The organism is Pseudomonas sp. KCJK9058, assembly GCF_046230975.1.
GTDB lineage: Bacteria > Pseudomonadota > Gammaproteobacteria > Pseudomonadales > Pseudomonadaceae > Aquipseudomonas > Aquipseudomonas alloputida.
The window spans coordinates 64059-75062 of sequence record NZ_JBJJLR010000027.1; the positions used below are offsets into that span (position 1 = coordinate 64059).

General features: G+C 62.1%; 13 protein-coding genes and 1 pseudogene. 7 read left to right on the forward strand and 7 right to left on the reverse strand.

Features of this window, described 5'->3' with window-relative positions; translation table 11 throughout:
- Positions 1–233 precede the first annotated feature (233 nt).
- Both ACK59Z_RS15730 and ACK59Z_RS15735 read left to right on the forward strand, forming a co-directional pair.
- Positions 234–1103 (forward strand): LysR substrate-binding domain-containing protein, encoded by an 870-nt coding sequence (locus ACK59Z_RS15730; protein WP_003250776.1) that lies wholly within the window; start codon positions 234–236, stop codon positions 1101–1103.
- Positions 1104–1260: 157 nt separating this feature from the next.
- Positions 1261–1632 carry a DUF2784 domain-containing protein gene (locus ACK59Z_RS15735; protein WP_003250774.1) on the forward strand — a complete coding sequence of 124 codons (372 nt, stop codon included), beginning with the start codon at positions 1261–1263 and terminating at the stop codon, positions 1630–1632.
- Here the strand turns inward: ACK59Z_RS15735 and tam are convergent.
- On the reverse strand, positions 1622–2398 hold the full coding sequence (tam, locus tag ACK59Z_RS15740) for a trans-aconitate 2-methyltransferase (RefSeq protein WP_003250773.1): 777 nt from the start codon (positions 2396–2398) through the stop codon (positions 1622–1624). The genes ACK59Z_RS15735 and tam overlap by 11 nt on opposite strands.
- A gap of 114 nt (positions 2399–2512) precedes the next feature.
- On the opposite strand from tam, the gene ACK59Z_RS15745 reads away from it, so the two are divergent.
- Positions 2513–2692, forward strand: a complete 180-nt coding sequence (locus ACK59Z_RS15745) for a hypothetical protein (protein ID WP_003250772.1) — start codon at positions 2513–2515, stop codon at positions 2690–2692.
- A gap of 3 nt (positions 2693–2695) precedes the next feature.
- On the opposite strand, the gene ACK59Z_RS15750 is transcribed toward ACK59Z_RS15745, so the two are convergent.
- Positions 2696–4108, reverse strand: coding sequence for an amino acid permease (locus ACK59Z_RS15750; protein ID WP_004575400.1), 1413 nt, complete (start codon positions 4106–4108; stop codon positions 2696–2698).
- Positions 4109–4433: 325 nt separating this feature from the next.
- Here ACK59Z_RS15750 and ACK59Z_RS15755 point away from each other — a divergent pair, with 325 nt between their 5' ends.
- The 3 genes from ACK59Z_RS15755 to ACK59Z_RS15765 all read left to right on the forward strand — a co-directional run bounded on the left by ACK59Z_RS15755 (position 4434) and on the right by ACK59Z_RS15765 (position 6906).
- Entirely contained in the window at positions 4434–5858 is a 1425-nt protein-coding gene (locus tag ACK59Z_RS15755; protein ID WP_012052839.1) for a PLP-dependent aminotransferase family protein, read from the forward strand.
- A 243-nt stretch (positions 5859–6101) separates the two neighbouring features.
- A complete protein-coding gene (locus ACK59Z_RS15760; protein WP_108190696.1) occupies positions 6102–6230 on the forward strand; it encodes an S-type pyocin domain-containing protein in 129 nt (42 codons plus the stop codon).
- Between the two features lie 400 nt (positions 6231–6630).
- On the forward strand, positions 6631–6906 hold the full coding sequence (locus ACK59Z_RS15765) for a hypothetical protein (protein ID WP_108190695.1): 276 nt from the start codon (positions 6631–6633) through the stop codon (positions 6904–6906).
- Between the two features lie 8 nt (positions 6907–6914).
- On the opposite strand, the pseudogene ACK59Z_RS15770 reads toward ACK59Z_RS15765, so the two are convergent.
- Positions 6915–7112: pseudogene (locus ACK59Z_RS15770) on the reverse strand (Zn-dependent hydrolase); the annotation flags it as partial.
- Between the two features lie 78 nt (positions 7113–7190).
- Between ACK59Z_RS15770 and ACK59Z_RS15775 the strand changes: the two are divergent.
- Positions 7191–7745, forward strand: a complete 555-nt coding sequence (locus tag ACK59Z_RS15775) for a WYL domain-containing protein (protein ID WP_004575397.1) — start codon at positions 7191–7193, stop codon at positions 7743–7745.
- A gap of 11 nt (positions 7746–7756) precedes the next feature.
- Here ACK59Z_RS15775 and ACK59Z_RS15780 read toward each other — a convergent pair whose 3' ends face one another.
- From ACK59Z_RS15780 to ACK59Z_RS15795, 4 genes are all read right to left on the reverse strand, one after another.
- Positions 7757–8533 (reverse strand): SDR family oxidoreductase, encoded by a 777-nt coding sequence (locus ACK59Z_RS15780; RefSeq protein ID WP_409293418.1) that lies wholly within the window; start codon positions 8531–8533, stop codon positions 7757–7759.
- 167 nt (positions 8534–8700) lie between these two features.
- Positions 8701–9627, reverse strand: a complete 927-nt coding sequence (locus tag ACK59Z_RS15785) for a LysR family transcriptional regulator (protein WP_020189917.1) — start codon at positions 9625–9627, stop codon at positions 8701–8703.
- A gap of 126 nt (positions 9628–9753) precedes the next feature.
- On the reverse strand, positions 9754–10476 hold the full coding sequence (locus ACK59Z_RS15790; protein WP_003250756.1) for a hypothetical protein: 723 nt from the start codon (positions 10474–10476) through the stop codon (positions 9754–9756).
- Between the two features lie 79 nt (positions 10477–10555).
- Positions 10556–10858: a DUF3077 domain-containing protein gene (locus ACK59Z_RS15795; RefSeq protein ID WP_088512767.1), complete on the reverse strand. Its 303-nt coding sequence runs from the start codon at positions 10856–10858 to the stop codon at positions 10556–10558.
- Between the last annotated feature and the right edge of the window lie 146 nt (positions 10859–11004).

An 11004-nucleotide genomic window follows, 5' to 3' on the forward strand; every position in this document is an offset into this window, starting at 1 on the left:
CCTCTTGCTCAAGTGTGCCGGCAGAATGTGAAGAAACGCCTGTCTTGTTCTTGTGTTACGCACAGCGATGACGAGGCTGTCATCGGGTCAGGTGGCGCCGTGTGAGCGCCATGGCCCTGGCGGCATTCGTGGTGCCAGCGTCGGGCTGAAATCCATGGAAACAGTTGCTGTAAAATAAATAAAATCGATTTATCGTATTACACACATAAGCCCAGCTTGTTACTGAGGTCGTCATGTCGGTTTCCCACGCTCAACTCAAGGCTTTCCACGCGGTGGCCGTACACGGCAGCTTTACCCGCGCCGCTGAAAGGCTGTTTCTTACCCAGCCTGCGGTGTCCGATCAGGTGCGCAAACTGGAGGAGCGCTTCGGCGTATTGCTGTTCCACCGCAACAAACGCTCGGTGCAGCTCACCGACCTTGGCGAGCGGCTGCTGGGCATCAGCCAGCGCCTGTTCGCCTGCGAGGCCGAGGCACAGGAGCTGTTGCACGACTCGCGTGCGCTGCACACCGGCAGCCTGGTGCTGGCAGTGGATGCGCCGGTGCACGTGCTGCCGCAGATCGCCCGCTTCTGCCAGCGTTATCCAGGCATCCAGGTGAAGATCGAAACGGGCAATACCGACGAATCGCTGGCGCGGCTGTTCAGCTATCAGGCCGACCTGGCCCTGCTGGGGCGGGATGTCGACGATGAGCGCCTGCATTGCCTGCCGCTGCGTCGTGACCCGATGGTGGCGTTCGTTTCCCACCACCACCCATGGGCCAGCCGTGGCTCGATCAGCCTGGCCGACCTGGACGACACGCCACTGGTGCTGCGCGAGCCCGGCTCGGTAACGCGGCAAACGCTGGAAGAAGAGATGCAACGTGCCGGCCTGCGGATACGCGCAGCGATCCAGGTGGAGGGCCGGGAAGCGGCGCGTGAAGCGGTGGTGGTAGGGATTGGTGTGGGCGTGGTGTCGGCGGCGGAGTTCGGTGCCGATGCGCGGGTGTGTGCGTTGCCGATTGTCGATTGCCAGCGGCATTTGACCGAGACCCTGGTGTGCCTGAGCGAGCAGCGTACACGCCGGGTGGTGGCGACTTTCCTGCAGATGGTCGAGGAAGGGGTGTAGGCCTGTGCTGGCCCCTTCGCGGGCTCGCCCGCTCCCACAGATCCTGCGCAGCATCCGGAACCTGTGGTGATGCTGCGGAAGCGGGCGAGACCGCGAAGGGGCCAGATCAGGCCACCCAACTATGCTGGGATAACCTCCATCCGTGGGCACCCCACCCATGCTCTACCGCCTTGCCGCCGACACCCTGGTGCTGCTGCACCTGGCCTTCATCCTGCTGGTGCTGTTCGGCGGGCTGCTGGTGCTGCGCTGGCGCCCTGCCCTGTTGCTGCACTTGCCGGCCCTGGCCTGGGGCCTGGCGGTGGAGTGCCTGCACCTGGGCTGCCCGCTGACCACCTGGGAAAACCGCATGCGCAATGCCGCCGGTGACGCCGGTTACCAGGGCAGCTTCGTCGAGCACTACGTCTGGCCACTGATCTACCCCGCCGGCCTGACCCCGCAGATCCAGCTGCTGCTGGGCACCCTCGTGCTGGCGCTGAACCTCGGCATCTACAGCTACGTGGCCTGGCGCTGGCGCCGCCCTAGCGGGTAGCGATCACGAACAACCGCGGGAAGGGCAACAGGACCTTGCCATCAGAGGCCGGCGGATAATCGCGCTGCATGGCCTGCAGGTACATCTGCAGGAAGTCGGCCTGCTCCTGCTCATCAAGCCTGGCCAGATAAGGCCGCAACGCCGAGCCCTTGAACCATTCCACTACCGCTTCGGCGCCCCCCATCAACGGGTGATGATAGGTGGTGCGCCACACATCCACCCGTGCGCACAGCGGGCTGAGCAAGTCGTAGTAGAACGCCGCGTTGTGCCGTGGCGGCAGCTGCAAGTCGGCGAATTTCGCCGCCCAGGGGCCTTGGCTTGCGATCTCGCGCAACTGCCGGTGGGCCGGCTCGTCGAGGTTGTCCGGGGTCTGCACGGCCAGGCTGGCGCCTTCGCTGAGCTGGCGCACCAGGTGCGGATACAGCAAGGCATGGTCAGGTACCCATTGCAGCGAGGCATTGGCCAGGATCAGGTCCTGCGGCTCGGGGGCAGCCCAGCCGGCAATGTCGGCAATGACCGTGCGCACACGCGGGATGCACAGCCGCTTGCGCTCACGGGCCTTGTCGATCATGTCCGGGTCGCTGTCCAGCGCCGTCACCTGGGCATCGGGGTAACGTTGCAGCAGCACTTCGGTCGAGTTACCGGGGCCGCACCCCAGATCGGTGGCGTGGCGCACCGGCCGTGGCGGGATGGCGGCAATCAGGTCGCGTACGGCGCGTGTGCGTTCGTCTTCGAACAGGGAATACTGGTTGGCGGACCAGGCCATGTGCGGCTCCTTTGGGCGGGCAATGTGCCTAGCATATGCCATCTGTCGCCCGGCGGGACGGTTGCGAACGGATTACCCCGGAACTGATCACCTCTGCTTGAAGTCAGTCCTTGCATGCGCACGCCCTTGAAGACCTACATCGCCCTCGCCATCCTGGCCCTGATCGCTGCGGCCGCCCTGCTCGGTTCACCGTGGATGAACCAGCGTTTCCACATGCCTGCAGAAAAAGCCCAGGCCCAACAACGCGAAACGGCCGGGTCCCCAAGGGAGCCGGCCGTTTCCAGACGCGAGTGACGCTTAGTGCTGCTTGCTACCAGAGCGGATCTGGTGCACCACACCCATCGCCACCACGACCGCCGCAGCGATACCGGTGGAAATGACCAGAATCTGGTAGTCAGGCATGAAGGCCATGGTGACCAGGGCAGCCACGATGAACGCGATCACCAGGTAGGTCAGCCACGGGAACAGCCACATCTTCAGGCGTACTTCCTTGCCCTCGGCAATCAGCTTGCGGCGCATGCGCAGCTGCGAGAAGGCGATGACCAGGTACACCAGCAGGGCGATCATGCCGGTGGTGTTCATCAGAGTGTCCAGCACGTCTTTCGGGCGCAGGGTCTCGCTGAAGTTGATCAATGCACACACCACGGCCACGGCGCACGAGCCCATGATCGCGTACACCGGTACACCGGTACCGGCACGGGTGATCTTGAAGAACGACGGCGCATCGCCACGCTGGGCCAGGGAGAACAGCATGCGCGAAGCGGTGTAGTGGCCCGAGATCAGGCAGCTGCTCACCGAAGTCAACACCACGAAGTTCATCAGCAGCTCGGCATACGGCACGCCCAGCAGTTCCAGGGTACGGCGATAGGCGCCATAGCCAGAAACACCCAGGTGCGGGTCGTTCCACGGTACCAGGCAGACGATCAGGAAGATCGAGCCGACGTAGAACAGGCACACACGCCAGACCACCGAGTTGGTCGCCTTGACAATCTGCGCAGCCGGGTCTTTGGCTTCGGAAGCGGCGATGGTGACGATCTCGGCGCCGAGGAAGGCGAACATCACCCCGAGCAAGGCACCGATCACGGTGGTGATGCCATTGGGCATGAAGCCTTCGGCGGTGAGGTGGCTGATGCCACGCACTTCACCGAACTGCCAGATGTTCATCACGGCAGCGGTACACACAATCAGGAAGCAGACGATCGCAATCACCTTGATCAAGGCGAACCAGAACTCGAACTCACCGTAGTGCTTGACGTTGAAGAAGTTGACGGTGATCAGCAACAGGGTCGTGGCCAGCACGAACACGTTGACGCTAACGTCGGGGAAGAAGCCATGCAGGATCTTGCCCGCCACATAGGCTTCCCAGGCCATGAGGATGACCCAGTACCACCAGTACAGCCAGCCGATGGTGAAACCGGCCCAACGGCCAATGGCGCGGTCGGCGTAGGTTGAGAACGAGCCGGTGTCAGGCGAGGAAGTCGCCATTTCACCCAGCATGCGCATGATCAGCACCACCAGGATGCCGCCTGCCAGGTAGGCCAGGACAGCGGCTGGGCCGGCACTGTGGATTACGCTGCCGGAACCGACGAACAAGGCGCCGCCAATAACCCCGGCGATCGACATCATCGTCAGGTGGCGCGACTTCAGCGAGGCACTGAGCTTGCTCTCGTGCCCGCTTTTCGCGGTGGTGGTTGTGGATGTTGCGTCCATCAGTTGTGTACCCCGTGCTTCTTTTTATCCAAGGAAAACTGTGAAACCCCGATGGCTGGCGATTTCACCTGTACATCAGTGCTAATGCGGGCAGGATGGTGTGAACTTACACACGCAGGCCTTCCATGGCGGCCTGCTGACGCGCCCCAGGGCGACTGCCTGAGGCGAACTGAACATGCTTTATGTGGCGATATCCGACACCTAATGTAAAAATGTCCGACGCAGAGAGCCATGCACAGTGGCATGAATCTCGCACTGCACTGTATAGGTCGCCCATGCAGTACACCCTGCAGACGCCAGGCGATACGCACCCTGAAGGCCCCGAATGTTCGAATTACATCCAGACTCCTCTACCCCGCTGGTCAACCAGATCATCGATGGGCTGCGCGAGCTGATCGACAACCAAACCCTCAAGCCAGGCGCCAAGGTCCCGTCGATCCGCGCCTTTGCCGCCAGCTATTCGGTGAGTACCTTCACCGTGGTCGAGGCCTACGACCGCCTGGTCGCCCAGGGGCTGCTGGTGAGCCGTGGCAATGCGGGGTTCTTCGTCAACCGTGCGGCGGGCGAACTGCTGGAGCAGCACAACACCGAGGCCGACACCAGTCGACCAACGTTCAACTCCGAGTGGTACCTGCAGCAGATTTTCGAAATCCGCCAGTTGCCGTACAAACCGGGGTGCGGCTGGCTGCCCAACGACTGGATGTACGAAGACGGCCTGCGCCGCGGCCTGCGCCAGGTGGCCGGCAGCCCGCTGGAGTTGTCGGGGTACGGCGACCCCATGGGCCTGATGGAGCTGCGTGCACTGACCGCACAGAACCTGCAACAAGAGCTGTCGATCGTCGCCAACCCGGCACAGCTGATGCTCACCCACGGCGCCAGCCAGGCCCTGGACCTGGCCGCACGCACACTGGTGCGCCCGGGCGATGTGGTGCTGGTGGACGACCCCGGCTACCCGAACCTCATGAGCATCCTGCGCACCCAAGGCGCAACCCTGGTAGGTGTGCCACGTACACCGGCCGGCTACGACCTGAACCAGCTGGAGCAATTGCTCACCCACCACCGCCCGACGGCGTTCTTCACCCAGCCGCACCTGCACAGCCCGACGTGCTCGCGCACCCCGCTGCCGCAGTTGCACCGCCTGCTGCAGCTTGCCAGCCAGCATGGCTTCCGCCTGGTGGAGAACAACCTGTACGCCGACATGGTCGCCGAGCCGCAGCCATGCCTGGCCAGCCTCGACCATCTGCAGCAGGTGGTGTACGTGGGCAGCTATTCCAAGAGCATTTCGCCCAACGTGCGGGTCGGCTACATGCTGGCCAACCCCGAGCTGATGCAAAAACTGCTGCACCTGAAAATGCGCTCAGGCCTGACCACTTCGCAGGTGATGGAGCGCGTGGTGTACGCCGCGATCATCGACGGCCGCTGGCGTAAGCACCTCAAGCGCCTGCGCCAGCGGCTGGCCGAGGCGCACCAGGAAGTTGGCCGGCATCTGCATCGATTAGGCTTCGAACTGTTTACCGAATCGGATGAAGGCATGTACATCTGGACCCGCCACCCGGCGATTCCGGACAGTGCTGCGTTGCTGGACGATGCGCTGGAGAAAGGCATCATGCTTGGGCCTGGGCAGTTGTTCATGGTCGACGCCAAGGCGACCGGGTGGATGCGCTTCAACGTGGCCTTCAGTACGGACCCGGCGATGTGGGAGTTGTTGGAGAAGGTCTTCGTCAAGCATGTGCGCCGGAGTGGGATGTAGTTCGCCACGACATCCGCACCGCCTGTGGGATCGAGCGCCGCCCACGCGCCACGACATCTCACAGGCGTTGAAGATGTTGTGGCATGCACTTATTGGCTTCATCACCCCCTTCGCGCTTGCTCCTCTCGCCCCAAATATTCCTGCCGCGTTAGAGCCTGTGACTACAAGGCGCAGGTGCAGGAAAGTGACTGGGGCAGGGAGCAGGTTTGAACTGTGTGATCAAAGAAGTTAAGAAGAAGTGTTGTGCCTCATGAGCCGCCGAATTATAAAGACTGCATCTACTGCTTCACGCCAGAGTCAGGCCTACCGCCACTGTATGTGGTTTTCAATTTTCCCTATCCCGGCGTGAGAACTATAGGGGCTTACAGCTGACGCCCCTACAACCTGGACAAAGCCGGGGGCCCAATCGAACGAATGGATTGGAGAGAGGCCCGGATCACAGCAGGCGGCGTCGAGTTAGTCAAATTACAAACAAGTCGACTTCTGCCGTCAGGCGCGAACAAAATGATGATAGATAGACTCGAAAAAAATCTACAGCGCACACTACAAGCAACCGACATCGACAAGCGATTTTTCATACATGAAATAAGGGGGCTTGAGCACCTCCGCGCCCTTGGCATTGCTGATAAAATTCTACCAACTGATGGCGGCGAGACTTGGAACAATATTCACGCAGCCACTTTTGAAGACCATCAGCCTGAATCAGACGCCGAGCTATTATATACAGCACAAGCGCTAGAAGCAGAGGTAATCCAGCTTGAGCGGGAAAACCATGGATACCATTCACGATGTAATTAAAAACGAATCTCCTACGGATGTAATTTTATTTTTCACCAGAGGCACTGGCATCTCCCACCCGCAACTAGACAGGCTTTACACCCAGAACAGTTGGATTTACCTAGGTGACTGCATTGGCCTCATCGAACTGATCAGAAGAATGACGAGCGACGGCTTGATTGAACAAAAAGCCGGTGGATATGTGAAAGGTCCAAAATGGACGGCACCAAAATTCATGCTCGAAAATAAGTACACTTTCAATCAAAGTTGACAGCACACCAGCGGGCGTTGGCCGGCGTACCCGGTGCGGTGCAGTTCGTCGGCGAGGCTGCCGGTGAACACCGCCGAGCCGAACATGGCCGGGATGAAGCGCGCGCCCTCCTCGTTGGTCCATTCGGCAATTTCCAGTGACTTGCGGGTTTGGATGTCCAGGTCGCTCAGACGACCGAGGCCAATCGCCACAACTTGGATCCCATCTTGTGACGAGGTATGCTAGGCAATAGCTAAACGCCACTACCCAGGCAGGCTTGGTGCCTGCCTTCAAGGATGAGCCCTTTGCCCAGCCACCCGACCCGCCACACCATCGCCCGCCAGTGGCAACTGCTCAAGTTACTGCCCAGCCGCCACCCAGGCATGAGCTCCACCCAGTTGCAGGCTGCGCTGACAACCGTGGGCCATTCCACCAGCAAACGCACCGTCGAGCGTGACCTGGTGGAGCTCGCCGCACTGTTCCCGCTACAGTGCAACAGTAAAGGCATGCCTTATGGCTGGTACTGGCAACCGGGCTTGAGCCTGGGCGAAGCGCAGCAGCTGCAACCCGACGCACTTACCCCCCCGACACACGTTGTACTGTATGCCTGGGTCGATGACGCGCTGGCCCGCCGCCTGGAACAGTCCCCCCTGTCCGTCGATATGCAACTGACGCCGCAGGCTGGCGGCGGCGCCGCGCTGGTGGCCACCGTCGACGACAACCGCGCGCTGATGGGCTGGCTGCTGTCCCAGGCGGGTTCGATCCGCATCCAGGCGCCGCAGGCGCTACGTGCGGCCATGATTGAACAATTGCGCCAGAGCCTGGCGCTGCATGAGGGCGAAGGCGGCTGCAAGCAATAGCGCCAACGGCGTCAGTAGGTTCCTGGATACGCCCCGCCATCGATCAGCAGGTTCTGCCCGGTGATGTACCCGGCATGCGCACTGCACAGAAATGCGCAATACGCGCCAAACTCCGCGGCTTCGCCAAAACGCGACGCCGGAATGGCCTTGCGCCGCGCCTGGGCAGTGACTTCCACATCACCACCCGCCGCCTTCAAGGTCTTTTGCAGGCGCGCCGTGTCGAACGCCCCAGGCAACAGGTTGTTGAGTGTCACATTGCCGCCCGCCAGGCGCTGCTGCCGGGCCAGGCCGGCAATGAATCCGGTCAGGCCACTGCGGGCACCGTTGGATAAACCCAGCATGTCGATCGGTGCCTTCACCGCGCCGGAGGTGATGTTCACCACCCGGCCAAAACCACGTTCGGCCATGCCATCGACCACCGCCTTGATCAGCTCGATGGGCGTGAGCATGTTGGCGTCCAGCGCCTTCAGCCAGTCATCACGCTCCCAATCACGGAAGTCCCCCGGTGGCGGGCCACCGGCGTTGTTGACCAGAATGTCGACCTGCGGGCAGGCCGCCAACAGCGCCTGGCGCACCTTGGGATCGGCAACATCGCCTGCCACGGTATGGACCTCGATGCCCGGGCAGGCCCTGCGCAACTCGCTGGCGGTCTGCTCCAGGGTGGCCTGGGTACGGGCATTGATGACCAGGTTGACGCCCTCTTTGCCCAGCGCTTCGGCGCAGCCTTTGCCAAGGCCTTTGCTGGCCGCGCAGACGATGGCCCAGCGGCCGGTGATGCCTAGATCCATTGGTTTGCTCCTTGATGCAATCAGGGTTACAGGGTGACTGACAGGCGCTGCCGGGGCAATCTAGAGCACAGGACAGGGCCACCGGTAATGAAAAGAACTGATCCACCGATAACCGCCGCTTATCCCTGCCAGCGCTTCGGCAACGGGCTGGAAATAGAGGGGTAGCGTCACACTTCACCCGCCGTCAGTTCCTCCACCAGCAATCGTGCCGCAGGCGATAACGGCGCCGCGACCCGGTGGACGATGCCGAACGGCTCGCTCAGCGCCCGTAGCGGCACCGCCAGCGACACCAGCAACCCGCGCTGCTCGGCAAAGGCCGCCACTGCACGGGGAATGACCGCCACCAACGTCGGGTCATCTTCAAGCAGCATGAAGGTGGCGAAGGTGGAGAAGGTCTCCAGCGGATAACGCGACACCTCCACCCCCGCCTCGCTCAACTCGCGTTCCAGCGCTTGGCGCATGGGCATGTTGGCCGGATAAACCACCCAGCGATAATGGCTAAGGTCGCTGATCTTGAGTGCCGCCGCCCCGGCCAGCGGATGCTGCGGATGCGCGACCACCGCCAGCGGCTCCTGGGCCAGTTCGACAAAGCCATATTCCGCCGCGTTGCGGCCCAGCCCTGGCCGGCAGATGGCCAGGTCCAGGCGCCCTTCGTCCAGCTGGGCGAGCAGGTTGGCGCTGGTATTCTCGGCAATTTCCACTGCCAGCTGCGGCTGCTTGCGGCGCAAGCGCCCGAGGGCGCTGACCAGTGTGGGCATAGCCCCCATGATACTGCCCACCGCCAGCCGCCCGCCCTGGCCTTGGACGATGCCCAACACCTCTTCGCGCAGATGCCCCAGGTCGCTGTGGATCAGCCGCGCGTAGCGCACCACGCAGCGGCCTACGTCGTTGGCAACCAGGCCGCTGGGCATTCGCTGGAACAACGGTACGCCCAGCACCTCCTCGACCTCGCGCAGGGCCTTGGTGGCACCGGGCTGGGAAATGGCCATGGCTTCAGCTGCCTTGTGCAGCGAGCCACAGCGGTCCAGCTCGATCAGCAAGCGCAACTGGCGCAGGCGCAGGCGAGAAAAAATGGCGTCCAGAGAAGGGATCATCAGGCAGGCTCGGCAGGGGTTTCGTCATGCCGAGCACTATAGAGGGTCGTCTGCGGGGGCGTGTTGCGTTTTCAGCAAATGACCCTTGATCGCAGAACGCATGCACGCTTTTTTCTGCAGGCTGTTTTACCGCGGAACACGACGCGCCAGGCAGGCATAGGCCAAGCCCAGTACGCTGGCCGCCAGTATGCCAAGCAGTATCATCAGCTCACGGCTGTAACGGGCCACCATGGCCGGAAAACCGATGACTTCGCGGTACACTTGCACATTGGCCTCACCATCGGCATGGCTGATGCTGACCCCGCCATGGCGGATCTGCGAGTAGTCGGCATCGAAATACACCCACACTTTGCAGGTGCCACCTGGCTCGATGGCCGGGATATCAACCTGGGCGGCGGGGGTTTCCAGCAGCGTGTCGTTGCCGGCAGCATCGCGCACCTGCACCAGGCCTTTGGCTGGCAGGCGGATTTTTACCTGCCGGACCTGCGCATTACCGCTGTTGTGCAGTTCGATCAGCAGGCCGGCACGGTGGTCGACCAGCCCGGCCTCGAAAGGCTTGGCGAACAGCTGGGCATAAGGGGCCTGCGCCATTTCGATGAGCCGCTCGACCTGATCATGGCCCAGCTGGCCTTGAACGATACCGTTGATTTGCCCCTGCAACTGCTCGTACTTCAGCTGTTCGCTGGCCTTGCTGATCCGCTCGCTGAACTGGCTGGGGTAAGTGAGGTAGGCATAGGTCAGTGACGCCTCAAGGCGCGGATTGCCCCTGAGCAACGCATAGGCGGCCAACAGGACCACCAGGCCGATCAGCACGGCGACGAGAAGCTTCCCCACCTTGTCCCAGCTCAATGCATGCTTCCTTCTGTCGTGTTGCAGACGATTAAAACCGCCCAAGGGTGCCAAGTTCGCGGTCCCCAGGCAAGCCTGGCTAGGCTTCGCCCCCGCCTTCGCGCGCCTGACGTATCTGCAGCAGCTGGCCGTCGATCAGTGACTTGGCCATCCCGGCCAGGTAGTACGTGGCCTTCATCATCACCTGGCGGTCGTCAGGCCTGTCGATGGCCTTGCGGGTGATCTCGGTGATGCAGCCCATGATGCCCGAAGCTTCCATCAGTGCGGTGCGTATTGGCAGTTGCGGTTTCATTTGCACCAGTTCGGCATCGCTGTTGCCAAAGCGGCTCGCGGCTTGCACGACATAGGGCTTGCTGGTGTTTTTCGGCGTTTCGCTGTCCATGTCCATTCCTCAAGGTTAGGCGCTTGCCGAGGCTAGGCCGCTGCCTACCCCATTACAATGACAAAGGGGTGGAAAGGGTCACTTTAGGAAATGGACTACAAGAACCCTGCACAGGGAGCGCCGAGCCCCCGCTCAGCCCCCTTGAC